Annotated in this window: 28 protein-coding genes; 10 read left to right on the top strand and 18 right to left on the bottom strand. The window is 61.5% G+C overall.

What is annotated here, in order from left to right; translation table 11 throughout:
* The first annotated feature begins 145 nt into the window (after window positions 1-145).
* The 6 genes from J5274_RS13440 (at window position 146) to J5274_RS13415 (ending at window position 6220) form a co-directional block, all read left to right on the top strand.
* The gene (locus J5274_RS13440) at window positions 146-1660 is read left to right on the top strand and encodes an ATP-binding protein (protein WP_142822848.1); all 1515 of its coding nucleotides are present in this window, start codon (window positions 146-148) and stop codon (window positions 1658-1660) included.
* Window positions 1661-1939: 279 nt separating this feature from the next.
* The gene (gene rpsD / locus J5274_RS13435) at window positions 1940-2557 is read left to right on the top strand and encodes a 30S ribosomal protein S4 (RefSeq protein WP_111221875.1); all 618 of its coding nucleotides are present in this window, start codon (window positions 1940-1942) and stop codon (window positions 2555-2557) included.
* A 67-nt stretch (window positions 2558-2624) separates the two neighbouring features.
* Entirely contained in the window at window positions 2625-3554 is a 930-nt protein-coding gene (locus J5274_RS13430; protein WP_142822846.1) for a glutaminase, read from the top strand.
* Between the two features lie 71 nt (window positions 3555-3625).
* Window positions 3626-4498 (top strand): tRNA 2-thiocytidine(32) synthetase TtcA, encoded by an 873-nt coding sequence (gene ttcA / locus J5274_RS13425; protein WP_142822845.1) that lies wholly within the window; start codon window positions 3626-3628, stop codon window positions 4496-4498.
* 48 nt (window positions 4499-4546) lie between these two features.
* Complete coding sequence (locus tag J5274_RS13420; protein WP_142822843.1) at window positions 4547-5374, top strand: inositol monophosphatase; 828 nt, start codon at window positions 4547-4549, stop codon at window positions 5372-5374.
* 21 nt (window positions 5375-5395) lie between these two features.
* Window positions 5396-6220 carry an inositol monophosphatase family protein gene (locus J5274_RS13415; protein ID WP_142822842.1) on the top strand — a complete coding sequence of 275 codons (825 nt, stop codon included), beginning with the start codon at window positions 5396-5398 and terminating at the stop codon, window positions 6218-6220.
* Window positions 6221-6230: 10 nt separating this feature from the next.
* Here J5274_RS13415 and J5274_RS13410 read toward each other — a convergent pair whose 3' ends face one another.
* The 3 genes from J5274_RS13410 to grxD form a co-directional block, all read right to left on the bottom strand.
* Entirely contained in the window at window positions 6231-7514 is a 1284-nt protein-coding gene (locus J5274_RS13410) for a multidrug effflux MFS transporter (RefSeq protein WP_219274634.1), read from the bottom strand.
* Between the two features lie 10 nt (window positions 7515-7524).
* Window positions 7525-8754, bottom strand: coding sequence for a multidrug effflux MFS transporter (locus J5274_RS13405; RefSeq protein WP_142823588.1), 1230 nt, complete (start codon window positions 8752-8754; stop codon window positions 7525-7527).
* Between the two features lie 139 nt (window positions 8755-8893).
* Window positions 8894-9226, bottom strand: coding sequence for a Grx4 family monothiol glutaredoxin (grxD, locus tag J5274_RS13400; RefSeq protein WP_142822838.1), 333 nt, complete (start codon window positions 9224-9226; stop codon window positions 8894-8896).
* Between the two features lie 286 nt (window positions 9227-9512).
* Between grxD and J5274_RS13395 the strand changes: the two genes are divergently transcribed.
* Window positions 9513-10664: a hypothetical protein gene (locus tag J5274_RS13395; RefSeq protein WP_142822837.1), complete on the top strand. Its 1152-nt coding sequence runs from the start codon at window positions 9513-9515 to the stop codon at window positions 10662-10664.
* Between the two features lie 16 nt (window positions 10665-10680).
* On the opposite strand, the gene J5274_RS13390 is transcribed toward J5274_RS13395, so the two are convergent.
* The 4 genes from J5274_RS13390 to J5274_RS13375 form a co-directional block, all read right to left on the bottom strand.
* Window positions 10681-10914 (bottom strand): BolA/IbaG family iron-sulfur metabolism protein, encoded by a 234-nt coding sequence (locus tag J5274_RS13390; protein WP_142822835.1) that lies wholly within the window; start codon window positions 10912-10914, stop codon window positions 10681-10683.
* Between the two features lie 15 nt (window positions 10915-10929).
* On the bottom strand, window positions 10930-13161 hold the full coding sequence (gene purL / locus J5274_RS13385; RefSeq protein WP_142822834.1) for a phosphoribosylformylglycinamidine synthase subunit PurL: 2232 nt from the start codon (window positions 13159-13161) through the stop codon (window positions 10930-10932).
* 121 nt (window positions 13162-13282) lie between these two features.
* Window positions 13283-13876, bottom strand: coding sequence for an acyloxyacyl hydrolase (locus J5274_RS13380; RefSeq protein WP_142822832.1), 594 nt, complete (start codon window positions 13874-13876; stop codon window positions 13283-13285).
* A gap of 132 nt (window positions 13877-14008) precedes the next feature.
* Window positions 14009-15427, bottom strand: coding sequence for a PLP-dependent aminotransferase family protein (locus J5274_RS13375; RefSeq protein WP_142822830.1), 1419 nt, complete (start codon window positions 15425-15427; stop codon window positions 14009-14011).
* Between the two features lie 101 nt (window positions 15428-15528).
* Between J5274_RS13375 and J5274_RS13370 the strand changes: the two genes are divergently transcribed.
* The gene (locus J5274_RS13370) at window positions 15529-15765 is read left to right on the top strand and encodes a DUF1127 domain-containing protein (RefSeq protein ID WP_142822828.1); all 237 of its coding nucleotides are present in this window, start codon (window positions 15529-15531) and stop codon (window positions 15763-15765) included.
* A 14-nt stretch (window positions 15766-15779) separates the two neighbouring features.
* Here J5274_RS13370 and J5274_RS13365 read toward each other — a convergent pair whose 3' ends face one another.
* The 11 genes from J5274_RS13365 to J5274_RS13315 all read right to left on the bottom strand — a co-directional run bounded on the left by J5274_RS13365 (window position 15780) and on the right by J5274_RS13315 (window position 25557).
* Entirely contained in the window at window positions 15780-16187 is a 408-nt protein-coding gene (locus J5274_RS13365) for a hypothetical protein (protein WP_142822827.1), read from the bottom strand.
* 118 nt (window positions 16188-16305) lie between these two features.
* Entirely contained in the window at window positions 16306-16977 is a 672-nt protein-coding gene (purQ, locus tag J5274_RS13360) for a phosphoribosylformylglycinamidine synthase subunit PurQ (protein ID WP_142822825.1), read from the bottom strand.
* Entirely contained in the window at window positions 16974-17231 is a 258-nt protein-coding gene (locus J5274_RS13355) for a hypothetical protein (protein WP_142822823.1), read from the bottom strand. The genes purQ and J5274_RS13355 overlap by 4 nt, the downstream gene beginning before the upstream one ends.
* 19 nt (window positions 17232-17250) lie before the next feature.
* Window positions 17251-17493, bottom strand: a complete 243-nt coding sequence (purS, locus tag J5274_RS13350) for a phosphoribosylformylglycinamidine synthase subunit PurS (protein WP_142822821.1) — start codon at window positions 17491-17493, stop codon at window positions 17251-17253.
* 18 nt (window positions 17494-17511) lie between these two features.
* Window positions 17512-18276, bottom strand: a complete 765-nt coding sequence (gene purC / locus J5274_RS13345; RefSeq protein WP_111221888.1) for a phosphoribosylaminoimidazolesuccinocarboxamide synthase — start codon at window positions 18274-18276, stop codon at window positions 17512-17514.
* 239 nt (window positions 18277-18515) lie between these two features.
* Complete coding sequence (locus tag J5274_RS13340; RefSeq protein WP_142822819.1) at window positions 18516-21062, bottom strand: bifunctional diguanylate cyclase/phosphodiesterase; 2547 nt, start codon at window positions 21060-21062, stop codon at window positions 18516-18518.
* A 111-nt stretch (window positions 21063-21173) separates the two neighbouring features.
* Window positions 21174-21728: an alpha/beta hydrolase gene (locus J5274_RS13335; protein WP_142829152.1), complete on the bottom strand. Its 555-nt coding sequence runs from the start codon at window positions 21726-21728 to the stop codon at window positions 21174-21176.
* A 74-nt stretch (window positions 21729-21802) separates the two neighbouring features.
* Complete coding sequence (gene purB, locus J5274_RS13330; RefSeq protein ID WP_142822816.1) at window positions 21803-23104, bottom strand: adenylosuccinate lyase; 1302 nt, start codon at window positions 23102-23104, stop codon at window positions 21803-21805.
* 89 nt (window positions 23105-23193) lie between these two features.
* A complete protein-coding gene (locus tag J5274_RS13325; protein ID WP_142823587.1) occupies window positions 23194-23679 on the bottom strand; it encodes a hypothetical protein in 486 nt (161 codons plus the stop codon).
* Between the two features lie 7 nt (window positions 23680-23686).
* On the bottom strand, window positions 23687-24373 hold the full coding sequence (gene rpe, locus J5274_RS13320) for a ribulose-phosphate 3-epimerase (protein WP_142822815.1): 687 nt from the start codon (window positions 24371-24373) through the stop codon (window positions 23687-23689).
* A 101-nt stretch (window positions 24374-24474) separates the two neighbouring features.
* Window positions 24475-25557: an ABC transporter substrate-binding protein gene (locus J5274_RS13315; RefSeq protein ID WP_142822813.1), complete on the bottom strand. Its 1083-nt coding sequence runs from the start codon at window positions 25555-25557 to the stop codon at window positions 24475-24477.
* Between the two features lie 197 nt (window positions 25558-25754).
* Here J5274_RS13315 and J5274_RS13310 point away from each other — a divergent pair, with 197 nt between their 5' ends.
* On the top strand, window positions 25755-26210 hold the full coding sequence (locus J5274_RS13310) for a flavin reductase (protein WP_142823586.1): 456 nt from the start codon (window positions 25755-25757) through the stop codon (window positions 26208-26210).
* 107 nt (window positions 26211-26317) lie between these two features.
* A complete protein-coding gene (locus J5274_RS13305) occupies window positions 26318-26644 on the top strand; it encodes an XdhC family protein (RefSeq protein WP_142822811.1) in 327 nt (108 codons plus the stop codon).
* Window positions 26645-26649: the final 5 nt, after the last annotated feature.

Here is a 26649-nt window from a genome sequence, read left to right as displayed (position 1 = left end):
GCGCCAGCGTGCGCTTTGCAAATCCCTTGTGGGTTTCCCAAACGCGGCGGCGAACGCCCGGCAATTCTCTGATAGACGGAAGCGCGCCGTTGCTGAACAATGGCAGCTTCACATTTCCTGAGTCTAGACTGAACGAGGTAGTGCATTGCAGGTCGGCATCGACATGGGGACGGCGTCCGGCGGGACCAGCGCCCAGCTCGATATCGAGGAGCTGCTGGCGACGCGCCTGCTGGTGCAGGGCAATTCCGGCTCCGGCAAATCCCATCTTCTGCGGCGCCTGCTGGAGCAATCGGCGCAATGGGTGCAGCAATGCATCATCGATCCCGAGGGTGATTTCGTTACGCTTGCCGACAAGTTCGGCCATGTGATCGTCGATGGCGAGCGTAGCGAGGCGGAACTGACGGGCATTGCGACGCGCATCCGGCAGCACCGGGTCTCCTGCGTCCTGACGCTCGAGGGGCTCGATGTCGAGCAGCAGATGCGCGCCGCCGCCGCCTTTTTGAACGGCATGTTCGATGCCGACCGCGAATACTGGTATCCGGTGCTTGTCGTCGTCGACGAGGCGCAGATGTTCGCGCCCGCCGTTGCCGGCGAAGTCTCGGACGATGCCCGCAAGATGTCGCTCGGCGCGATGACCAACCTGATGTGCCGTGGCCGCAAGCGCGGGCTCGCCGGCGTCATCGCCACGCAGCGGCTGGCAAAGCTTGCCAAGAACGTGGCGGCCGAAGCCTCGAACTTCCTGATGGGCCGCACCTTCCTCGACATCGACATGGCGCGTGCCGCCGACCTGCTCGGCATGGACCGGCGCCAGGCGGAGATGTTCCGCGACCTGCAGCGCGGCCATTTCGTAGCGCTTGGTCCGGCCCTCTCGCGCCGCCCGATGCCGATCACCATCGGTGCCGTGGAAACCTCGGCGCGCTCGTCTAGCCCGAAGCTGATGCCGCTGCCGGATGCGCCGATGGATGTCGAGGACCTGATCTTCACGCCGGATCCGCAGGAATTCCAGCGCGCTGCCGTGCGCCGCACACCGACGCCCAGGCCGACGACGGATATCCTGGCCGAGCTTTCGCGGTTTGTGCCGCCGGCAATGGCGCCGATCGAGGATGCCCGGCCGAAGCAGGCGGATGTGAGCCCCGAGGAGCGGCAGGAGCGGCTGGGCGCCGTACTGGCTGAAATCCTCGACGATCCTGCCTCCGGCTTCCGAACCGATTCAGTGCTCTACCAGGAGTTCCTGGTGCGGGTGCGCATGCGGCGCATTCCAGGGCCGCCGCTGTCGATGCCGGATTTCCGTCACCGGGTGGCGATCTCGCGCTCCGGCGTCGATCCGGTGACTGCCGAGACGGAAAACTGGGCGACGGCGATGACGTTGTCGAAGGGCGTCACCGACGATCTGCAAGGCGTGTTCCTGATGCTCGCAAAGGCTGCCATCTGCGGCGAGCCGTGCCCGTCGGATGCGCGGATCGCGCGCGCCTACGGCACGCACTCCGCCCGACGCGCCAGACGCCTGCTCAGCTATTTCGAGGAACAGGGCAGCGTCGTGGTGCACACCGATTTTTCCGGCAGGCGAGTCGTGGCTTTTCCCGATATCGATTGCCAGACGGCGCCGGGCGACGCCAATGCCGTCGACGATGTCAGCGTGACACAGACGGCAGCCGAGTGATTCAAGGCTAGCTTTGTGGTTGAATGGCTGGCCTGTGCCGGTTTTGCCGGTACAGGCGTTTCCTAGCGGCATCCGTTGTTGACAATTCCATGACTTCTGCCTAAACAGCGCCCAACGCCGGGCAGAAATGTCCGGTGTTTCATTTGACATGTCCCGTGGCTCCTCCGTTCGCGAATGTGAGGAACCTGTCGGAACCCCGAAAACCGGGTTCAGAGGAGGGCGTGTTTCCTTGATCTGGTTTGGCAACAAACCGGTCGAACATCTTGATAGGGAAATACGATGAGCAAGCGCGCATCATCCAAGTATAAAATCGATCGCCGTATGGGCGAGAACATCTGGGGCCGCCCGAAGTCGCCGGTCAACCGTCGCGAATACGGTCCTGGCCAGCACGGTCAGCGCCGCAAGGGTAAGCTTTCGGATTTCGGCGTTCAGCTGCGCGCCAAGCAGAAGCTCAAGGGCTACTACGGCGACCTGCGCGAAAAACAGTTCCGCGCGATCTTCGCCGAAGCCGACCGCCGCAAGGGCGATACGTCTGAAAACCTGATCGGTCTGCTGGAATCGCGTCTGGATGCGATCGTCTATCGCGCCAAGTTCGTTCCAACGGTCTTTGCTGCCCGTCAGTTCGTCAACCACGGCCACGTCACGGTCAACGGCGTCCGCGTCAACATCGGTTCCTACCGTTGCAAGGCCGGCGATGTTATCGAAGTGCGTCAGAAGTCGAAGCAGCTGGTCATCGTTCTCGAAGCCGTTGGCCTCGCTGAGCGCGATGTTCCTGACTACATCGAAGTCGACCACAACAAGATGGTTGCGACTTTCGTCCGCGTGCCGACCCTGACCGACGTTCCTTACGCCGTCGTCATGGAACCGCAGCTGGTCGTCGAATTCTACTCGCGTTAATCGACGCGATTATCATACTATTGGAAAGCCGCTCCTCGGGGCGGCTTTTTTCTATTCGGAGGCGACGATGACCGACGTGCAGGCGATCCTCGACAGCATTCATGCCGACCTGTTGCCACGGCTCGGCGAGGGCAAGGTTGCCGATTATATCCCCGAGCTTGCCAAGGTCGACGTCCGCCAGTTCGGCATGGCGATCACCACCGTCGATGGCCGCGTCTATCGCGTCGGCGATGCCGAAATGTCGTTCTCGATCCAGAGTATCTCGAAAGTCTTCATGCTGACGCTGGCGCTCGGCAAGATCGGCGAGCAGCTGTGGAAACGAGTGGGTCGCGAGCCATCGGGTTCGGCCTTCAATTCCATCGTCCAACTCGAGCAGGAAGCCGGCATTCCGCGCAACCCCTTCATCAATGCCGGCGCCATTGCGGTTACCGATGTCGTTCTCTCCGGCCATGCGCCAAAAGAAGTGATCGGCGAGTTCCTGCGGTTCATGCGGTATCTGGCCGATGACGAATCGATTCTCATCGACGACCGCGTCGCCCGCTCCGAGGCGCAGACCGGTTTTCGAAACTTTGCCCTGACCAATTTCATGCGGGCCTACCACAACATCGAAAATCCCGTCGAGCATGTACTGGGCGTCTATTTTCACCAGTGCGCACTGGCCATGAGTTGCAGCCAGCTGTCGAAGGCGGGGCTCTATCTCGCCGCGCGCGGCAGCAACCCGGTCACCGGCCATTCCGTCGTGTCGCCGAAGCGGGCGCGGCGCATCAATGCGCTGATGCTGATGTGCGGCCATTACGATGGATCCGGTGACTTTGCCTATCACGTCGGCCTGCCCGGCAAGAGCGGCGTCGGCGGCGGTATCCTGGCAATCGCGCCCGGGGTCGCCTCCATCGCCGTCTGGTCGCCGGGGCTGAACAAGGTCGGCAACTCGCAGTTGGGCGCAGTGGCGCTCGAAATGCTGGCGGCGCGTACCGGCTGGTCGGTATTTGGCGATTGAGAGGCGTGTCTTCGGTGGGCCGTTCTGCTATGGCCTGAGGCAAGGGCAGCCGACCCTGGATGGATGGTGATATGAACATAGCGATGCCCGTGGTCGACGAAATCCAAGCCGACATCGAGGATGCCGCCGGCGCGCACCCGCTTTTCGCTGATGCGCCGCGCTCCGTATCCTTCAACAAGCTGCGCAAGCGCCTGTTGCGCCAAGTGCGCCAGGCATTTGACGATTTCGACATGCTGAAGGGTCAGAAGCGCTGGCTGGTTGGTGTCTCCGGTGGCAAGGATTCCTATGGCCTGCTGTCGCTGCTGCTCGACCTGAAATGGCGCGGGCTGCTGCCGGTAGACCTCATCGCCTGCAATCTCGACCAGGGGCAGCCGAATTTTCCCAAGCACGTGCTGCCGGAGTACCTGACGAAGGTCGGCGTGCCGCACCGGATCGAGTATCGGGACACATATTCCATCGTGAAGGAAAAAGTGCCGGCCGGGGGCACATACTGTTCGCTCTGCTCGCGGCTGCGTCGCGGCAATCTCTATCGCATCGCTCGCGAGGAGGGTTGCGAGGCGCTGGTGCTCGGGCATCACCGGGAAGACATCCTCGAGACCTTCTTCATGAACTTCTTTCATGGCGGTCGTCTGGCATCGATGCCGGCAAAGCTGCTCAACGACGAGGGCGACCTGATGGTGCTCCGTCCGCTTGCCTATGCCGCCGAGGACGACCTTGCGAAGTTCGCAGCCGCCATGCAGTTCCCGATCATTCCCTGCGATCTCTGCGGCTCGCAGGATGGCCTGCAGCGCAACGCCATGAAGGATATGCTCGCCGATATCGAACGCCGCATGCCCGGCCGCAAGGACACAATGCTACGCGCCCTGGCGCATGTGAACCCGTCGCATCTGCTCGATCCCGCCCTGTTCGATTTTTCCGGTCTTGCTGTCACAAAACCGTCGTGACATAGCGGTTATGCCGCAGCGCAGCATATTGTGAGGGATCGGGTTTTTATGGCCATTAACGAAAATGACATCGCTTTCCTGGTCGAACAGGTCCGGCAGGCTGGCGAAGCGGAAATCATGCCGCGTTTCCGCAATCTTCAGACCGCCGACATCGCCGAAAAGACATCGTCCATCGACCTCGTGACGCAGGCGGATCTGCTGTCCGAGGAGCGTATCACGAAAGCCCTGCGGCAGCGTTTCCCGCAAGCGCTCATCGTCGGCGAGGAGGCTTACGATACCGATCGCTCGGTGGTGCCTGCCCTGAACCGCGCGGAACTTGCCTTCGTCATAGATCCCGTCGACGGCACTTTCAACTTTGCGGCCGGCCTGCCGATGTTCGGCACCATCCTTGCCGTCGTCGCAAATGGCGAGACCGTGGCGGGCATTATCCATGATCCTGTTCTCGGCGACACCATCACTGCGGTTGCCGGCGGAGGCGCGCACCTGACGCGTAGCAACGGCAGTTCCCAGCGGCTGCGGGTCGCTGCGCCGAAACCCGTTTCTTCCATGACCGGTATCGTCGCCTGGGCGCATATGGGCGAGCCGGAACGTTCGCGAATTGCCAGCAACATGGCCAAGATCCGGATGAGCTTCTACTACAACTGCTCGGCCCATGAGTACTGGATGCTGTCGTCAGGCAAGATCGACTTCGTGGCCCATGAAAAGCTCAATCCCTGGGATCATCTGGCCGGGCTGCTGATCCACCGCGAGGCGGGTGGCTATAGCGCCCGCTTTGACGGCTCGGCCCATCCACCGGGCGAAATGACCGGCGGCATCATTGCCGCTGCCGACCGGGAGAGCTGGGAAGCGGTTCGCCGGGAGATCATCGGTCTCTGACATCAATCGAGGAACACTGCCATGACCGCGACCGTCGACATCACCGTTCTCGCCAACCTGCTGCGAAACGCGGCGCAGGCTGAAATCCTGCCGCGCTTCCGTCGTCTCGGTGCCGGCGATATCCGTATAAAGTCGGAAGCGACCGATCTGGTGACCGAGGCCGACGAGCAGGCCGAGCGGATGATCAAGGCCGAGGTCGAGAGGCTCTGGCCGGAGGCGGTGTTCATCGGCGAGGAATCGGTCGCGGCCGACCCGGATCTTCTCGGCAAGCTTGAGGGCGCGGATCTTGCGATCATCGTCGATCCGGTCGACGGCACATTCAACTTTGCCGCAGGCGTTCCTGCCTTCGGCGTCATGGCGTCGGTGGTCGTTCGAGGTGAAACCATCGCCGGGATCATATTCGATCCGATGGGCGACGACTGGGTGATGGCGGAAAAAGGTAGCGGCGCCTGGCTCCGCAGGCCAGGCGGCGAGGCGGAGCGCCTGTCCGTGGCAGCGCCGGTGCCACTGGAGCAGATGACCGGTTTTGCCTCGACGGGCTTCATCGACAAGAGCAAGCGCGCCGAGGTCATGGGTAATCTCGCTAAGGTGCGCTTTGCTTCCAACTATCGCTGCGCGGCGCATGAATACCGCACCTTTGCCGGCGGCCACGTGCATTACCTGATGTACAACAAGATCCTGCCCTGGGACCATCTGGCCGGCGTGCTGATCAGCGAGGAGGCGGGTGCCTATGCGGCGCGCTTCGATAGATCTCGCTACCTGCCCCACCACTCAGACGGCGGGCTGCTGATCACGCCGGACAAGGCATCCTGGGAGACGCTGCGCCGTGAGGTCTTCACGCTCTGAGGCTGGCGTTTCAGCCGTGCATGGCGCCGGGGTCGAGGACGGGATCGTCGCCGGGGTGGGAAAACAGCTTGCCATTTTCAGCCCATAGGACGGCCGCGATCGTCAGCGCGCCGAAGATTGCAAATCCTGCAAACAGCGGCCGCGTCGTGCTGTCGAACAGCTGGCCGACCGCGCCGCCGACCAGCGCGCCGCCGGTCGTCGAGACGAAGCCGGTGATCGAAGTGGCGGTGCCCGCAAGGTGGCCCATTGGCTCCAGGCAGATGGCGGTGAAATTGGTGGCGATGACGGCGAACATCACCAGCAGCGACGAAATCAGCAGATATGTGACGATGAAGCTCGGTGGCATCGCCAGCGCGAATACAAAACCGCAAGCGGCGATGATCGTGAACAGGATCATGGCCGCGTGGGAGATGCGCCGCATCCCGAAACGGCGGACGAAGAAGCCATTGGCGAAATTGGCGATCGCAATGCCGCCGGCGCTTGCGGCAAAGGCTAATGGCAACCAGTCGCCGAGACCGAAGACTTCACCGAACACCTGCTGCACCGACATCACATAGGCGCAGATGACACCAGTAAACAGCGTCATGCCGAGCATGTAGCCGCAGGTGATGCGGTTGGTGAGCACGGTGCGGAAGCCTGACAGCACGGAGCGCGTCGATAGCGGCAGCCGCTCCGTCAGGGGCAGGGATTCGTTCATCCGGAAAAACGCCCAGACCAGCAACACCGCGCCGGCGCTGCCGAGCAAAATGAAGATCCACGGCCAGGTCGCAAAGGTGATGATCAGCTGGCCGAGGGCCGGGGCGACGATGGGGACGATCATGAAGACGATCATCACGAAGGACATGACCCGCGCCATCTCGCGTCCGCCGAAACAATCGCGGACCATTGCCATCGTGGTGATGCGGACGGCGGCGGCACCCACGCCTTGCGCGAAACGTAGCGCGAGGAGGACCGCGAAACTGTCGGTCCAGGCTGCGGCGAACATCGTGATGACGTAGAAGACAAGGCCGCCGAGAAGGATGTTGCGGCGCCCATAGGTGTCTGACAGGCTGCCGAAGACGAGCTGCGCCAGGCCGAAGCCGAAGAAGAACACGCCGATCACCAGCTGGGTGTCGTTGGCGGTGGGCACGCCGAGCGCTGCGCCGATCCTGGGTAGCGCCGGCAGCATGCTGTCGATCGCCAGAGACACGCTGGCGGTCATCAGGGCGATGGTGACGATGAACTCCACCAGTCCCAGACCGATGCGCTCCGATCCTCCCGGCGCCACGTCGTTCGATGTTATCGGCTGGGTCATGTGAGGCCTGTCAGTGGGCGAGGGAGGGATCGTTGACGACGGGTGCGTTGTGCGGCCGGAAAAGCTTGCCGCGCTCGGCATATAGGACGAAACCGAGAGCGATCAGCGACACCGTGAAGTAGCCCACCACCATCGGCGTCGCCGTTCCGTCGAAGGACTGGCCGATGGCCGCGCCGATCAGGGCGCCACCGACGGTGCTCATGAAGCCGAGCACGGACGAGGCGGTCCCGGCGACGTGACCGAGCGGCTCCATGGCCAGCGCGTTGAAGTTCGAGCCGATCAGGCCGAACTGGAACATCACCAGCGCGAAGAAGACGATGAACAGCGGAAATGGCATCGGCGACGCGAAGGACAGCTGTACGACCAGCCAAACGAAGGTAATGACGCTAAAGCCGATCAGCGAGGCGTGCGACAGGCGGCGCATACCGAAGCGCCCGACCAGTTGCGAGTTGGCAAAGGATGCAGACGCCATGAAAAGGGCGACACCCCCAAAGGCCAGTGGTGCGTAGACACCGAGCTTGTAGATGCCGACATAGATCTGCTGGGCGGAGTTGATAAAGCCGAACAGCGCCCCGAATATGAAGGTGCTGGCGAGCGTATAGCAGAGCGCGGTGCGGTTCGAGAGAACGATCGCAAAGCCGGCCAGGATCGATTTTACCGTGAAGGGGCGCACGTCCTCGGCATGCAGCGTGTCCGGCATGCGGAAGTAGACCCAGACCAGCACGCAGGACGCGATGGCGGCGATAAATACGAAGATCATGTGCCAGCTGGCAAAAAGCATAATGATCTGGCCAGATCCCGGCGCAATTACCGGCACGATCATGAATACCATCATGATCAGCGACATGACCTCGGCCATCTGCCTGCCGCCATAGATGTCGCGGACGATGGAAATGGTGATGACGCGCGTGGCGGCAGCTCCCAGCCCCTGGACGAAACGCAGTGCCAGCAGGCCGAAGAACGAGGGAATGAAGGCAATGCCGAGCGACGACAGGATGTAGATGACCACGCCGGCAATCAACGGCACGCGCCGTCCGAAGCGGTCCGAAAGCGGACCGTATACAAGCTGTGCGCCGCCAAAGCCCATGAGATAGGCCGAGACGATGTATTGCCGATGATTTTCATTTTCGACGCCGAGGCTGGCGCCGATCTGCTGCAGCGCCGGCAGCATGATGTCGATCGCAAGCGCGTTTAGAGCCATTAGCAGTGCAGCCAGCGCGATGAATTCGCGTTTGCCCATCGGCACGCGGCCAGCGGACATGGCTTCGGAGGAGTTTGCCACGGATTTCATTCCCATAGACGAGCTGAGGCGCTGCCTATGAGGCAGCGCCTAGCAGATGGACTGGACAATGGAAACCGGGCGGGTGCCCGGTGCCCGATCAGGCAACGCGGACGGGGACGCCGTGTTCCTGGAAATGCTGCTGGAGTTCGCCGGCCTGGAACATCTCGGTGATGATGTCGCAGCCGCCGATGAACTCACCCTTGACGTAGAGCTGGGGGATAGTCGGCCAGTTCGAATAGTCCTTGATGCCCTGACGGATTTCAGCGTCGGCAAGGACATTGACGCCCTTGTAGTCGACACCGATGTAATCAAGGATCTGCACGACTTTTCCGGAGAAGCCACACTGCGGAAACTGCGGTGTGCCCTTCATGAACAGAACGACGTCGCTGCTCTTCACTTCATTGTCGATCAATTCGTTGATGCCGCTCATCAGATTATCCTTTCACATGCGGGTTCAAGGCCCGCATCGTCGATTGTTCGTCTTACATAGCATGTGGTCGCTCAAATTCCAGCCGCAATAGTGCGGCATTGCCTTTTTTAGCGGCTGATGGGCGAGGCGGGGTTGGACCAAATGATACCTGCCGAAACATCGCGGCTATGAATATCGAGCGACTTCGTCTAGCAAACCACCTTGCCATGCAGTGTGTCTTTCCAGTCCTGCCGGGCCTCCTGATAACTTGTGTTCGTCGCGGCTCTCGCGACATTGATGGACGTCGATGACAAAGGTTCAGAAGCGGGTCGTCCTGCATTTTCCGGGTTTCGAGCCGCTCGACGCTGCGGCCCACAGGGCGCGTTACGCACGTTCGGCAAAGCAGAGCGCCGAGGTTTGGGGCTACGATGCCGCTATCGGCGATTTCAAGCGCACTGGCGCCACCTCGTATTTCGATGTTAGTGCCAGTGCCAGTGACTGGCAGACCAAAAGCCGCGTGCATATTTTCGATCACAATGATCTCGTATCGGGTCTCAACAGCCGCAACCTCCTCACCCGCCTCGGCTTCGGGTATCTCGCAGCGCTCCGCGTCGTCGTCGGCGGCGGAATGGGCGGCTACTTCCGCCATGCATGGCGCTTCGGATTGTTCTTCGTCTTTCCATTCCTGCTGGTGATGGCGGCATTTGCCGCAGGCATGCTGATAGCCGCTGTGCCCTATTATCTGGGGCTTGGTGCCTGGAGCCTGCTTTTCAGTATGCCGCTTGCTGCAGTGCTCTTTTGGTATGTGTTTCTACCTCGCAGAGACAGGCTGCATACGTTGCATCTGTTTTCGGACTGGGAGATGGCTGTGGCGATGGCGGGGCTGCGTGGCCTCGATGCGCAAGCCTGGCTGGAGCGCTGCGCCGTCGTGGTTCGCGAGGCACTGCGCGAGCCTGCCGATGAGTATGTGATCTCGTCGCACAGCATGGGCTCGACCGTGGCAGCCCATGTGATCGGCCTTCTGCTCGAGCGGGAGCCTGCGTTATTCGAAGGCAAGCGGGTAGTTTTCCTCACGCTTGGAAGCGCGATCCTGCAATGCGCTTTGTTCCGCTCGGCGAAGGTTCTGCGCGCGCGGGTAGGGCTGATTGCGGATTGTCCGGCGATCTCGTTGATCGAGGTCCATTGCCTGACCGACGCCATCCATTTCTACAAGACAAAGGTCGTGGCGCTTTGCGGTCATCCGGAAAAAAGGCAGGGGGATATTATCTTCGTGCGCTTCAAGACCATGCTGAGCGACGTCCACTACCGGAAGATCAAGCGCGATTTCCTGCGCGTTCACCGTCAATACGTGCTGGGGCCGGATCTAAAGGCGCCCTTCGATTTTACGCTGATGACGGCTGGCCCGCTGCCGGCGTCAGATTTCACGCAGTTCACCCAGAAGAAACTGCCGGTCCTCTAGGAACCGGCAATCCTTGTTACTCCGGTATGGACGTCTGCAGCGCCAGGGCGTGCAGTACGCCGCCCATGTTTCCCTGCAGGGCGTCATAGACCATCTTGTGCTGCTGCACGCGTGTCTTGCCGCGGAATGCCTCGGAGACCACCTCAGCCGCATAGTGATCGCCGTCGCCGGCAAGGTCGCGGATCGTTACTGTGGCGCCGGGAATGCCGGCCTTGATCATGTCTTCGATATCGCCGGGTTTCATGGCCATCGTCGTCTACTCCCCTTATTCGGCAGCGGCCAAGGCGCTGCCGTCCATGAAGGCAGGAAACCACGATTCATGGGCATGACGCAACCGGTCGACGGGAACCGACAGAAGCGTGTCGATCACCAGCGCATTGCCACCAACCTTGCCGAGACGACGGAAAGGCACGCCGGCATTTTCGGCATTGATGCAGACGAAGTCGGCGATCTCAGGCTTTACCGCGATGACGTAGCGGGCCTGGTCCTCGCCGAAAAGCAGCGCATGCGGCTGGCCGCGGCATTCACCGAGCGTGATCTCCATGCCCTTGTCCGAGGCCATCGCCATTTCTGCAAGCGTCAACACGAGGCCGCCGGAGGAAATGTCGTGGCAGGCGGTGACCTGATCGTTGCGGATGGCAGAGCGGACGAAATCGCCGTTGCGGCGTTCGGCAAACAGATCGACCTCGGGCGCGGGGCCGCTGGTGTCGCCGAGAATGTCGCGCATGTAGATCGTCGAGCCGAGATGGCTGCCATCGACGCCGATCATCAGGATGTGGTCGCCTTCAGAGGCGCCGCCGATGCGGGCCATCTTGCTCCAGTCAGGCAGCAAGCCAACGCCGGCAATGGTCGGGGTCGGCAGGATGGCGACGCCGTTGGTCTCGTTGTAGAGCGAGACGTTGCCGGAGACGATCGGGAAATCGAGGGCGCGGCAGGCTTCGCCGATGCCCCTGATGGCGCCGACCAGCTGGCCCATGATCTCCGGCTTTTCCGGATTGCCGAAATTGAGGTTGTCGGTCGAGGCCAGCGGCTCGGCACCCGTGGCCGTGATGTTGCGCCAGCATTCGGCAACGGCCTGCTTGCCGCCTTCGAACGGGTCGGCCTCGACATAGCGAGGCGTCACGTCGGAGGAGAAGGCCAGCGCCTTGGTCGGATGGCCGTCGACGCGCACGACGCCGGCGTCGCCACCGGGAAGCTGCAGGGAATTGCCCTGGATCAGCGTATCGTACTGCTCGTAGACCCAGCGGCGGCTCGACTGGTTGGCGGAGCCTACCAGCGACAGCAGCGCCTGGCCGTAGTCGTCCGGGGCTGCGACGAGATTGGCGGGCAGGGCGGCCCGCTTGTCCGACTCGCGCCATGGGCGGTCATATTCCGGTGCCTGGTCGCCGAGATCCTTGATCGGCAGGTTGGCCACTTCGTCGCCCTGATGCAGCACACGGAAGCGCAGGTCGTCCGTGGTCTTGCCGACGATGGCAAAGTCGAGGCCCCATTTGACGAAGATCGCCTTGGCTTCGTCTTCCTTTTCCGGCTGCAGCACCATGAGCATGCGCTCCTGGCTTTCCGACAGCATCATTTCATAGGCCGTCATGCGCTCCTCGCGCACCGGCACCAGGTCGAGATTGAGTTCGATGCCGAGGTCGCCCTTGGCGCCCATTTCGACGGCGGAGCAGGTGAGGCCGGCAGCGCCCATGTCCTGGATGGCGATGACGGCACCGGTCAGCATCAGCTCGAGGCAGGCTTCCAGCAGGCACTTTTCGGTAAAGGGGTCGCCAACCTGCACGGTCGGGCGTTTTTCCTCGATCTGCTCATCGAATTCCGCTGAGGCCATGGTCGCGCCGCCAACGCCGTCGCGGCCGGTCTTGGCACCGAGGTAGACGACGGGCAGGCCGACGCCCTTGGCTTCCGACAGGAAGATGGCATTCGACTTGGCAAGGCCGGCCGCAAAGGCGTTGACCAGGATGTTGCCATTGTAGCGTGCGTCGAATTCGACTTCTCCGCCGACCGTCGGAACACCGAAGGCATTTCCGTATCCGCCGACCCCGGCTACGACGCCGGAGACGAGATGGCGTGTCTTGGCGTGATCGGGGGAGCCGAAGCGCAGGGCATTCATCGCCGCAATCGGGCGGGCACCCATGGTGAAGACGTCGCGCAGGATGCCGCCGACGCCCGTCGCCGCGCCCTGGTAGGGCTCGATGTAGGACGGATGGTTGTGGCTCTCCATCTTGAAGACGACGCAGTCGCCGTCATCGATATCGACAACACCGGCATTTTCACCGGGCCCCTGAATGACGCGGGCGCCTGTCGTCGGCAGTGTACGCAGCCATTTCTTCGAGGACTTGTAGGAGCAGTGCTCGTTCCACATCGCCGAAAAGATGCCGAGCTCGGTGTAGCTGGGTTCCCGACCGATCAGATCCAGAATGCGCTGATATTCATCCGGCTTGAGGCCGTGGGCGGCGATGAGTTCTGGGGTAATCTGAATGGTATTGGAAAGAGTCATGAGCGCTGGAGAGTCCTGACCTGAAGGGGATTTAAGGTCTCTTTAGCGCATGTGGTCTGATCGTGCGATAGGAAAATGGCCACTCAACGCGGCCATCACACAGGAAAGCGCAAGGTCGCTATCAGAACTTGTAGCCAACCAGCAGCCCGGCGCGGGTCATGCCGGCATTAGGGCCATTGCAGAGATCGGCGTGCGAGGAGTGTGCAACCTGCGCCATCAGGCTCCAGTGGCTGTCGAAATTATAGCCTGCGCCGAGATATTCATGAAACAGTAGATGACAGCCGAGCTTGGGGCCATCGTTCTCGGCCGTCAGGTTGCCGTTGTGAATGACACCGCCGAAGCCGGCTTCCGTAAAAATGCCGCTCGAATAGGTCATCGTCCAGGTCAGGCCGCTGTAGAGCTGGTCAGCCGATCCGCCGGTGCCGATGGATGTGCCGATATGGATGCGGGGGTGGGTGATCTGGTCCTTCCAGTCGCCGGCCGGATTGTACCCGAACGGATTGAAGAGCACCTGGACATCCGGAAAGACGCCGTTTTCGTGATCGTGTCCGGTCTGGATCGAAGCGCTTGCGCCGAAGCGCAGTTCGTCGAAGATCCTGGTAGTATCGGCAGGGGCCTGGCTCATGTCCGCTGCAGTGACGGAGGACCCGGAAGCGACGGACGCTAACGCCGCACTGATGAAGGCCAGGCGACGTAAGGTACCATTCAGGCGCATCAGAACCTCCAACAACCACGTGCACGAATCGGTGCAGCAACCAATTCGTAGCACCGGCTCATGTTGCGTAAAGCAGTCGCGGTAGGGCGTTCACGCTTTCCGGGAGGCTGACACCAAAATGCCACAGTTGCTTTAGCTATCGCTATCGTAACCCGCAGAGCCGTTTTCGAGTAGCCGGCGCAAGGTCATGAAGGCCGATTGCACGACGCTGCGGTCCTGGGGAGATGAAAAGGCAATGCGAACCCGGTGATAGACTTTTTCCGTCCGGGCTGCCTTGAACTCGTCCTCGTCGTCGATCAGCACGCCTTCCGCCAGCGCCGCGTTCTTGAACGTTCCCGACAGCCACGGCTCCGGCAGTTTCAACCACAGGAATGGAATATGCGGCTCGGATGAGAATTCGAAGCCGGCAAAGGCTTCCCGCGCCATCGCCTCGCGCGTCGCTATCTCTGCCACCGTGCGGGTTCGAAGCGACAGGGCGTGACCGCTGTGGACGAGACGCGCGCCAGTCTCTGCAAGGATGAACGGCAGTCCTCCGGTCGACATCTTGTGCGTCACCTTCACGCGCTGGGCAAAGTGTGGCGGGCAGGCGACCCAGCCGCCGCGCACGCCCGCCGTCACCGACTTCGACAGTCCACTGACCAGGAATGTGCGTTCCGGCGCAATGCTTGCCATCAGCGGCGTCTGGTCTCCGGTCATCCCGCCATAGATGTCGTCCTCGATCAGCCAGACGCTGTGCCGTCGGGCAATTGCGGCGATGGCACGGCGGCGTGCTTCCGGCATCGTCGTCAGCGTCGGGTTATGGGCGGTTGGCATCAGGAAGGCGAGGCGTGGATGCTGTTGCTGGCAGAGGCGCTCGAAATCATCAGGAATGATGCCCTGCTCATCAGATTCTACGAGGATCGCGCGGCGCCCGAGCAGCCGGGTGGCGCGGCTGACCTGAGTATAGGTGAGGTTCTCGAAGACGATCTTGTCCCCCGGCGAAGTGACTGCCGCAATGACCGCGATTGCTGCGGCATGGGCGCCAAGCGTCGGAACGACATTTTCGACCGCCGGCCGCCAGTCGTTTCGAGAAAGCCAGGCTTGCCCGGCAACCGACCAACTGGCGGGGAACGTGCGGGAGTATGACGAGATCTCCATGCTCTTTTCGCGGCTGATATCGGCAAACAGGCGGCCGATGATCTCGCCCTGTCCGATATCGGGAGCTGCCGTCGTATCCAAGCGAACCGTGGCCAATGGCGCCTCCATGCCGCGCGTGCCGGACAGGGCCTGCGTGATGGGATCCATCTGGGTGATCGGCTTGCTGTGCTCGCGGTCAAGCACGTATGTGCCGCGCCCGACCTCGCCGGCAACCAATCCTCGTTCGTGCACTAGGGCGTAGGCGCGACTGATGGTGCCGATGGTCACGCCGATGTCGAAGGCCAGATTGCGTTGCGGCGGCAGCTTTGCGCCCGGCGGCAATATGCCGTGGCTGATCGCGGTTTCAATGCTGTCGGCGACCCGCACGTAAACCGGACCCGTACCACTGGAAATGTCTGGAAGCCAATTTGTCATGGTGACAATCGTGCCATTGTACCCGTTCAAAGTCAAGATTACGACCGGCGTCTGGGCGAAAATGCAAACGGCAGATTTTTCTCGACAGTAAGGTGGATGCGATGGGTACAATCGATACAATTAGGGAAGCGCGGGGTGCAATCTATAGCGACGCACCGCAGCGGCGTCTTCGTCCCACGGCTTTTGCTGCCGGCATCATAGAGCGGATGGCGGTGTGGTCCGAAAAGAAGCGTAGCCGCCGGGCGCTGCGTGCGCTTTCCATGGATCAGTTGCGCGACATAGGCCTCACTCCCGCAGAGGTCCGGCGGGAGGTCGCGAAGTCATTTTTCTGGGAGTAGCCGGCTTCTGATTTTTAGCAGCCCTTGGTGCCGCCGGCCCAGCGGTTGATGTCTGAGGTGATGCGAGCCGAGTTTGGACCGTTCATCAGCGGTCCGAAGGCAGCAAGCTTCGCCGGGTTGCCTTCTGCCTGGACGACGAGCAAGGGGCGGCCGGTCGGCTGGCTGCGCTCAACAACGAGGAAACGCGGCCGACCGGTGAAGGAATTCAGCTCCGGGGCCATCGTGTAGCGCGCGAAGGCGGGGTCGGATGACTTGAACCAGCAGCCGTGGGCGGCAACCGCAACACGCTCCATCGTCGACAGCGCTGTGCGGGGCTGGGTCAGCGTGACCTCAGGGGCGCGCTTGGATTGGCATGAAGCGGCAAAGACTGCCAAGGCGGAGAGGGCGGCGGCTGTCAGAATTCCGTTGGTAGAAATGCGCATCAATCTGTCTTTCAATCTGTCGGGCCGAACTCGCGTCGCCAATTCACGAGCCAATAAGCTGCCTTTGCGGCGCATTCAGGGAGAACGCGCCGGTCAATGGCAGAATGTCAGGAATGTCTCAGGCCGCGACAATGTCGAGTGCGGAGGCGAATAGGCCACGCCCGTCCGAGCCGCCATGAGCGGCCTCGATCAGGTTTTCCGGGTGCGGCATCATGCCCAGCACATTGCCCTTGGCGTTGATGATGCCGGCAATATGGTTCATCGAGCCGTTGGGATTGCCGTCTTCGAGGTAGCGGAAAACAACCTGGCCGTTGCCCTCGATGGAAGCCAGCGTTTCGGCATCCGCGAAGTAATTGCCGTCATGATGGGCGATCGGACAACGGATCACCTGGCCCTTTTCATAGGCGCGCGTGAAGTCTGTGTCCGCATTGACGACTTCGAGCTTGATTTCCTTGCAGACGAACTTCAGCGAGGCGTTGCGCATTAGCGCGCCGGGCAGCATGCCGGCCTCGACGAGGATCTGGAAACCGTTGCAGACGCCGAGAACCTTGACGCCCTGTTCGGCCTTTTCCTTGATTGCCCGCATGACTGGCATGCGCGCTGCAATGGCGCCGCAGCGAAGGTAGTCGCCGTAGGAAAAGCCACCGGGAATGACGATGAGGTCGACATCCGGGATTTCCGTCTCCGTCTGCCAGACGGTGATTGGCGCAACGCCGGAGATTTTTGTCAAGGCAGCGATCATATCACGATCGCGGTTTAGGCCTGGAAGCTGAACGACTGCTGATTTCATGGGTGCGGTTCAAACCTAGCTTGTGCTTCTGCAAGTTCACGAAGTTCGAGGCGATTTTCGATGCGCTCGAGACGAATGTCTATGTGACCAACGGTATTACGCAGATTATTGAAGTCGCCCTGCAACAAGTGGAACTGTCCGCGCAAGCTGGACATCTCCTGTCGCAGGTCACGCTGGCCCTCCTTGAGGCCTGCAACGTCCCCCTGGATTCGCTTCATCAGCTCGTACATCAGTTCCTGCGTTGCCTCAGTCATTGGACCTTGTCCACAACCCTCAGTCGAGAGCTATAGTATAGTTCTCGATGACCGTGTTTGCGAGGAGTTTTTCACACATGGACTTGAGGTCAGCCTCGGCGCGGACCTTGTCGGTACCGTCGAGGACGACGTCGAAAACCTTGCCCTGACGGACATGGTCCACGCCTTCGAAACCGAGAGCGCCGAGCGCGCCTTCGATTGCCTTGCCCTGGGGGTCGAGAACGCCGTTCTTCAGCGTGACGGTGACGCGAGCCTTGATCACTGGTGTCTTCCTGCCTTTTTACTTGACGAGAACCGGTCCCGTGCCGCGCACGGGCTCATTTTCATTGATGATGCCGAGACGACGGGCGACCTCGGAATAGGCTTCCAGCAGTCCGCCCATATCGCGGCGAAAGCGGTCCTTGTCCATCTTCTCATGGGTTTCGACGTCCCAGAGACGGCAGGAATCCGGCGAGATCTCATCGGCGAGGATGATGCGCATCATGTCGCCTTCGAATAGGCGGCCGCATTCGATCTTGAAGTCGACGAGCTGGATGCCGACGCCGAGAAACAGGCCCGTCATGAAATCGTTGACGCGGATGGCCAACGCCATGATGTCGTCGAGTTCGGCCGGGTTGGCCCAGCCGAAGGCCGTGATGTGCTCTTCCGACACCATGGGGTCGTTGAGGGCATCGGACTTATAATAGAATTCGATGATCGAGCGCGGCAGGACGACACCTTCCTCGATGCCGAGACGCGTTGCCAGCGATCCGGCGGCAACGTTGCGCACGACGATCTCCAGCGGGATCATCTCGACTTCCTTGATCAGCTGCTCGCGCATGTTGAGGCGGCGGATGAAATGGGTCGGGATGCCGATCTTGTTCAGATGGTTGAAGATGTACTCGCAGATGCGGTTGTTGAGTACACCCTTGCCGTCGATGACTTCATGCTTTTTCTTGTTGAAGGCGGTCGCGTCATCCTTGAAGAACTGGATCAGCGTGCCAGGCTCGGGTCCTTCATAAAGGATCTTTGCCTTGCCTTCGTAGATACGGCGGCGACGGTTCATCTTGTAATTCTCTGTCGTTGGCGCCCTTGGGATGGCGCGTAGGGATCAATCTCTGGGCGTCCCCATAAAGGAAAAGAAGCAAATTCACAATGCGCCTGCCTCTCCTTCCTCCGAATCCGCCCTCGGCTGTCAAAGTCGCGGGAATCGTAATGTATCACCGGGATGACAAACTTTACGACGAATATTCAGACGGCGCGAAAGGTCGCAAGACCGTCGCTGCGGGCGGCCTCTAGGCGTTCTCAGGCGGCCTGGACGTTGCGGTCGGGGCGCCAGCACTCGCTGCGGATGAAGGCGGGAATTTCCGCAGCCGGCATCGGGCGCGCGAGCGCATAGCCCTGCAGACTGTCGCAGCCGAGTTCGGCAAGGATCCGGGCATGCTCCATAGTCTCGACGCCCTCTGCGGTGACGCCGATCTTCTGCGAACGACCGATCTCGATGATCGACCCGACGAGCCGCCGTTGCTCCGCCGATGCCACCAGGGGCTTGATGAGTTCGCGGTCGATCTTGAGGGTCTTGGGGCTCAAGCGGAGGAGGCCGACAATGGAGGCATGGCCTGTGCCGAAATCGTCGATTTCGATGTCAATGCCGAATCGCCTCAGACGCTTCAGGTTGGCAAGGGATGTCTCGCCATACTGGTCGAGGGAAATCGATTCGAGCAGCTCGAAGGACACCGTACCGGGCTTGATCTTCAGCGCGCGCAACGCCTTGCCGAGATTGGGGTCAGCCAGCCGGCGGGCGGAGACATTGACCGAGATTTTCGGGATATCGATCCCGGCGTCGCGCCATGACTGCTGGTCCGCGAGGGCTTTTTCCAAGACGAGACGGTCGAGCACGGCGACGACGTCGAGGTCATCGGCCGTCGACATGAAGCGGTCGGGAGACAGGATGCCATGCTCGGGATGTTGCCAACGCACCAGCGTCTCGACGCCGATGACGTTCAGCGTGGATGCAGAGAACTGCGGCTGGTAAAACGGTATGAATTCATGGCGCTCTATGCCGAGGAGGATTTCATCCGATAGGCGCTTGGTGGTGACGATATGCTGGCGGGCATCCAGCGAAAAGAACTCGTGCCTGTTTCGACCGCTGCCCTTGGCGCGGTAAAGCGCGATATCGGCATTCAGCAGCAGTTGCTTGGCATCGAGGTCGTCGCCGCTGTCGAAGGCGATGCCGATGCTGGCGCCGAACCGGATATCGTGGCCTTCGTAGCGAACCGGCTTGTGCAGTTCGCGAATAACCTGTTCGGCGAGGCCGGAAATCTTCCTTGAATATGCCTTCCGGGTGCAGACGATAACGAATTCGTCGCCGCCGATCCGCGCGACGAAATCACCGGCGGCGACGCCATCGCGCAGCACGGAGGCGGCATGCTTGAGCATCATGTCACCGGCGCGGTGACCCAGCGTATCATTGATCTGCTTGAAGCGATCGAGGTCGACATGGAGGACCACGAGGACCGTGCCATCAGCGCGGCACTCTTCGGCTCGTGCCGAGAGCATACGATCGAGATAGCGGCGATTGGGAAGCCCGGTCAGGTGGTCGTGGAGAGCGATGTGCTCGATTTTCTCCTTGGCCAGTTCAAGTTCGATGTTACGGGCTTCTGCGAGTTCCTTGGCGCGGTTAAGCTCGTCCCGGAGCCCGACCTCGGTCGTCACATCCCAGTTGGCGCCGATCATCCTGTTGGTGCCGCTGCCGTCCACAAATGTTGTCGAGCGCCCGCGGATGACACGGACCGTACCATCGGGCCGGACGATCCGATATTCCTGCTCGAAAGCCTCGCGGGCGGCTAGATGGTCCTGGAGATGCCTCTCGATTCTCTCCCGATCATCGGGATGGATGGTTTCGATCCATGCGTCGAGCCGCTTGAGGCTCGGCGTATGTTGCAGGCCGTAGATGACGAGCAGGCGATGGTCCCACTCGACAACCCCTGTATCCAAATTAGCCTCAAAGACACCGATGCCGGAGACATCGAGCGCCAGATCGAGCCGTCTCGACGTGTGTGTCAGCAACTCCTCGGCAGCCTTGCGGGCGGTGATGTCGATATCGGTACCGATAATTCGGGTGGGAGTGCCGTGCTCGTCCCATTCGACGCCGGCGCCGCGGCATTCCATCCAGATCCAGTGGCCGTCCTTGTGACGCTCCCGGTAGCAAAAGGTGCCGCTCACGGCCTTGCCTGAATTTTGCAGCTCGATGGACTTCAACACATAGTCGCGATCGTCCGGGTGAACGGACAGGATCCAGTTTTCAAGTGCAGCGTCGACTTCCTCCTCCGACGTGTAGCCGCGCATTTTTCGCCAGGTCTCGGAATAGCTCAACCGTCCCTTGACGAAGTCGTGATCCCAGACCCCGAGCCCCGAGCCTGTCAGTGCCGAGTTCCAGCGACTTTCCTTTTCGCCGAGGTCTTCGATGAGGCGTTTTTCACGGTCGATATCGGCCAGCTGGATGAGGATGCAATTTTCCGGTGTCGCAAGCTTCGTGAAGGACGCCGAAACCCAGATTGGACGATCCGAGTTGCCCCGCAGCCGCATCGAGACGGCTTCGACGCTGGGCTCGCTTGAAAGCCCGTTCAACTGCCTGCGAAGAAGGGGAAGGTCGTCGGGTAGAGTAAGTTCATCCACCGTCTTATGCCCGGTGGGAGTACCAAACTGCGCACAGAATGCTGCGTTGGCGTAGACCATGCAATGGTCGGCCAGCGAGACGGCAAGGGTTGCTACGGGAACGCGATGGAGAACATCGAAGACGCCCGCCGTCACGCCGTCGAAACGCGTCTCATCGTTTGAAAACCAAGTCAAAGGAGCACCCACAGACACTGCCAATACTGTGGGTGCATTTGATTAATTTGAGATAAACAACATAAGCGGAAAAGCTAATGTAACTTTGCCCTCAAACAGTCAGGGGAGTTTTTATGGTTTCAGTTTGCTGAGAAACTGCGCAAAGACCATCGTGCCCTCGGGCCAGGGACCATGGCCGGAATCGGCGTTGATGTGGCCGGCCTCGCCAGCGTCGATCAAGGTAGACCCCCAGCTCTTGGCAATCTCCTCGGCGTGCTCATAGGTGCCGAAAGGATCGTTGCGGCTGGCGATGGTCATCGATGGAAAGGGCAGTGTATCGCGCGGATAGGGGCCGAAGGTCATCAGGTGCTTCGGGCGGATTTCCGGGTTGGTAACGTCTGGTGGGGCCACGAAGAAGGCGCCGGCAATAGGCTTCTTGAAATGCGGGATGGCATGCAGCACCGAGGGCACGCCCAGCGAATGGGCGATCAGAACCACGGGCTTGGTCGAGGCATTTACCTCTTCGGCGATGCGGGCTGCCCAGTCGTCTCGCACCGGCTTCGACCACTCCGCCTGCTCGACGCGCCGCGCCGTGCTGAGCTTCTGCTCCCAGCGCGTCTGCCAATGGTCAGGACCGGAGTTGGTATAGCCGGGGACGATGAGGATATCTGCTTCGGATACTTTCATGCTTCTGCCATCTGTGAGCTGAACACGCCGGTGCCGGGATGAAGGCGGAGCCAGACGCTGCCGCCTTAGGATCGTCAGCCGAAAACGCGGCGGAAGATTGTGTCGACATGCTTGGTGTGGTAGCCGAGGTCGAATTTCTCGCGCAATTCTTCTTCGGAAAGCGCGGCGCGGACTTCGGGGTCGGCAAGCAGTTCTTCGAGGAAGTCCTTGCCCTGTTCCCAGACCTTCATGGCATTGCGCTGGACGAGGCGATAGGAATCCTCGCGCGAAACGCCGGCCTGGGTGAGGGCGAGCAGCACGCGCTGGCTCATGACCAGGCCCTTGAACTTGTTCATGTTGCGAAGCATGTTCTCGGGATAGATGACCAGCTTTTCGATGACGCCGGCAAGCCGGTTGAGTGCAAAGTCGAGCGTGATGGTGCTGTCTGGACCAATCGCGCGCTCTACGCTCGAATGGCTGATATCGCGCTCGTGCCAGAGGGCAACGTTTTCCATGGCGGGGATAACCGCCATGCGCACCAGCCGGGCGAGGCCCGTCAGGTTTTCGGTCAGCACCGGGTTGCGCTTGTGCGGCATCGCCGACGAGCCTTTCTGGCCGGGCGAGAAGAATTCCTCCGCCTCCAGGACCTCAGTGCGCTGCATGTGGCGGATTTCGATGGCGACGTTTTCGATCGAGGAGGCGATCACGCCCAGCGTGGCGAAATACATGGCATGGCGGTCGCGCGGGATGACCTGTGTGGACACCGGCTCGGCAGCAAGACCGAGCTTCTCGCAGACATATTCCTCGACTGACGGATCGATGTTGGCAAAGGTGCCGACGGCGCCGGAGATAGCGCCGGTTGCGATCTCTGTGCGGGCGGCGACGAGGCGGGCGCGGTTGCGGACCATCTCGGCGTAGAAGCGGGCAAAGGTCAGGCCCATGGTGGTCGGCTCGGCGTGGATGCCGTGGCTGCGACCGATACGGACCGTGTCCTTATGCTCGAAGGCGCGGGTCTTCAGCGCCGCGAGCAGGCGGTCGAGATCGGCCAGCAGCAGGTCGCTGGCGCGCACAAGCTGGATGTTGAAGGTGGTGTCGAGGACGTCGGAGGATGTCATGCCCTGGTGGACGAAGCGGGCATCCGGGCCGACGATTTCCGACAGATGCGTCAGGAAGGCGATGACGTCGTGCTTGGTGACGGCTTCGATCTCGTCGATACGGTCGACGTCGAAGGTTGCCTTGCCGCCTTTTTCCCAGATCGTCTCGGCCGCGGACTTCGGTATGACACCGAGGCTTGCCAGCGCATCGCAGGCATGGGCCTCGATCTCGAACCAGATGCGGAACTTCGTTTCGGGCGACCAGATGGCGACCATGTCCGGTCGGGAGTAGCGAGGGATCATAAGCTCTCAGCTTTCTTCAACAGCAGGAATTTCAAGGCTTGCCGCCCCTTTAGCAAAGACGGATGACAATCTCAACGCTTGGCGGGCGCTCATCGCAGGCGTCGCGCCAGATAGTAGCTTGCCGTCGGCAGCCAGATGAGCCCGAGCGGCAGAAACAGGCGGCTGCCGAGCACACCGAACTGATAGACCGCACTGGCACCGGTGAAGACGAACTGGAACATCCAGATGAGCGATCCGGCCGGTGCATGCCAGCGCGAATAGAAGACGCGGTAGTCGAGCGCGAAGAGAAAAGCCGTCATCGACATGGTTGCGAGCGCCAGGCAAAGCAGGCAGGCAGCAAAGCGTGTCTCCACCGGTTTGCCGCCCGATAACCAGCCAGCCGCCGTTACAGCAAGAGGCCAGGCGAGGGCGCCGCCGAGGAAATAGACGATCAGCAGGCTGTCGAGCCGGTCCGTCTGCAGGCCGTTGTGCCGGTAGAGCGCCAGTGCCGCGGAAAGCGTCATCAGGGCGCCCCAGGCAACAGCGCCTGTCAGATGCAGCGGTACGGTCGTTGTCCGCGCCGCCTTGTCGATCAGCGACGGCTCACGCCGCGCCAACGCGGCCCTGCTCAGCAGCGGCACGCAGATCGCCGACCGTCTTGCGATAGGCTTCAGCCGAGCCGCCCTTGAAGATTGCCGACCCTGCGACCAGCACATTCGCACCGGCTGCGGTGATCATCGATGCGGTTTCCACGGTCACGCCACCATCGACCTCGAGCTCGATCGGTCGGTCGCCGATCATCTGCCGGGCCTTGAGGATCTTGTCGGCCATTGCGGGGATGAACTTCTGCCCGCCAAAGCCTGGGTTGACCGACATGATGAGGATCAGGTCGACATCGTCGAGCACGTTTTCCAGCACAGACAATGGGGTCGCCGGATTGAGTGTGACGCCGGCCTTCTTGCCGAGATTGCGGATGGTCTGCAGCGAGCGATGCAGATGCGGGCCAGCCTCGGCATGCACGGTGATGCGGTCGCAACCGGCCTTGGCAAAGGCTTCCAGGTAGAAATCGACGGGCTCGATCATCAGATGGCAGTCGAAAGTGGCATCGGTAAAACTGCGCAGGGACTTGATGACATCGGCGCCGAACGAAATGTTGGGCACGAAGTGTCCGTCCATGATGTCGAGGTGGATCCAGTCGGCGCCTGCCGCGGTCACGTCACGGACTTCCTGGCCCAGCTTGGAGAAGTCGGCGGCGAGAATGGAAGGGGCAATTCGGATCGGCAACGGCATGGTCGGGGAAACTCCAAAGTCATCTGACGCTTGATTATCACCGGATGGGAGGAACGGCAACGACGCGCCGCCAGCACTCCACCCGGGCAGGGGCTTGCCGGCTAGTTGCCGGGCGAGACCGGCGGCTGGAAGCGATGGTCGCGCCATTCCAGCAGGCGATAGGGGTTCTCGGTCAATTCGTGATCGTTGCCGAAGGCGACGGGGCCGACCGGTGTCTGCCATGTCGTTCCCACGAGCTTCGCGGCGACTGGGGTCTTGTCCGCCAGCGCTGCGGTGACGGCCTGGTCGGCGATCAGGGCAGCCGCCGCCGTCGGCAGGACGTAGCCTTCCGGCTCGACACCGGCGTCGCGCAAGGCTTTGGCAGCCTGTGCGGCCGGGGGAAGGCTGGCATAGTCCGGTATGGTCACGGCAAGCACGCCGTCGGCAAGCGGAATGGGCTGGTCGGCAGCCCGCATCGCATCGCCTCCCATGATCTGCAGGGCATCCTTGTCCGCTGCCGCATCGCGGGCGATGATTGCGACGTCACTGCGGTCTCCGCCGACAAGCAGGGCTGTGGCGCCAGCCTTTTTCAGGCGCCTGCCGAGGCTGATCTGCTGATCCTGACCGGGACGAAGCGTGTCGTTGAAGACCGGTTTCAGGCCGTTTTCGTCAAGGCCGGTGCGCACGGCATCGACGAGTTCCCGGCCATGGATGGTGCCGTCATCGACCAGCGCCAGCGGCTGCGAGGCCCAGTTCTGCAGGATGACGCCGATTATCCGCTTTGCCTCGGCGCTGTCTGCCGGGGCGAGACGGAAAAACGGCCAGCCGTTCTTCAACGCATCTTCCATCAGGATATGCGAGCGCACGGACACGGTGATGGCAGGGATGCCGGCATCTTTCAAGCGCGGAAGCGCACCTTCCAGCGAATCGCTGCAGAGGAAGCCGATGGCGATTTGCACCTTGGCCTTGATCAGGGCGTCGGCGATGACCTGGCCGCTGTTTTCGGTGCAGGGTTCGTCAACTGTCGTCAGGGCGTCGTTGGCGGCCTGTGCCTGGAATTTTGCGCCGGCAATCATCTGGGCGCCGAGCGATGCGAAGGTGCCGTTCTGGGGCGCGACCACGCCGATGGAAACGCCGGCCGCATGGCTGCTTTCCGCCGCAGACAGCAGCGCCAGGGCGAGCAGGGATCGACGCAGCCTGTTCATGAAAGGAAAATCCCGATTGTTTCTCCTGTTCTTTTATCGGACCACTCCCTGCCGTCAAAGAAAATCCGGTACAAGACGTGCTTTCACCTGAGCATGGTGGAAAAGCTGGCGCGTGGGCTCCATATTGGCGATGCCAGCAGCAGAATGGGAGAGATCGCTTGGAACAGTCGTTGGATCCGGCCCATTTCAGAGACGCCATGAGCCGCTACGCCGGCCACGTGCAGCTGGTTGCGACCGTGCATGAGGGTGTCCGTCGCGGCGTGACGATCACGGCGGCCTGCTCGGTCTCCGACAATCCAGCGACGGTGCTCGTCTGCCTCAACAGCGGCAATGCCAAGAACGACATCTTCCTCGCGAGCGGCATCTTTTCGCTGAACGCACTCGGCGCCCATCATCAGGTGCTGGCCGATGCCTTCTCCGGCAAGACGCAGCTGTCCACCGACGAGCGCTTTGCCATGGGCGGTTTCGACACGCTGGCGACCGGCGCGCCCGTTCTGGTCGACGCCCTCGCTGCCTTCGATTGCAAGGTTGTCGATGTGACGCGCGGCACGACCCACAACGTCATCTTCGGGGAAGTGGTGGCTGTGCGTTTCAGTGAGCGACGCCCGGCTCTGCTCTACATGCACCGCGACTACCACGCCGTTGGCCGATAGATCTTCGTCCGGGCGGCGTGTTGACACATGCCGGCCTGACTTTAACTTTGGCTATCGGCGCTTGATTGCCATGCATTCCCCATCTTTTGTGGGGTCCAGGAGGACCAATGTCGATACTTGCAGGAACGGATGTCCTCGATACAGCCGAAAGATGGGCTGCTTCCGGCACGGCAGTGGCACTGGCGACGGTGACCGAGACATGGAGTTCGGCGCCGCTGCCGGTGGGAACACAGATGGTGGTCTCCGCGGACGGTGCCACAGAGGGTACGCTCTCGAACGGTTGCATCGAGAGCGACGTGGTTGCTGCAGCGCTCGAGGTCATCGCGACCGGCGCCGGGAGGCTCATGGATTTCCGGGTGACCGACGAGGTGGCCCGCGCTGTCGGCCTCTCCTGCGGTGGCAGGATCGAGGTCTACATCGAGAAGGTAGGCTGATGCGA

This window comes from Rhizobium sp. L51/94 (assembly GCF_019355555.1).
Lineage (GTDB): Bacteria > Pseudomonadota > Alphaproteobacteria > Rhizobiales > Rhizobiaceae > Rhizobium > Rhizobium rhododendri.
The sequence above is the reverse complement of the archived record's forward strand: the minus strand, read 5'-3'. Positions and strand labels throughout refer to the sequence as shown.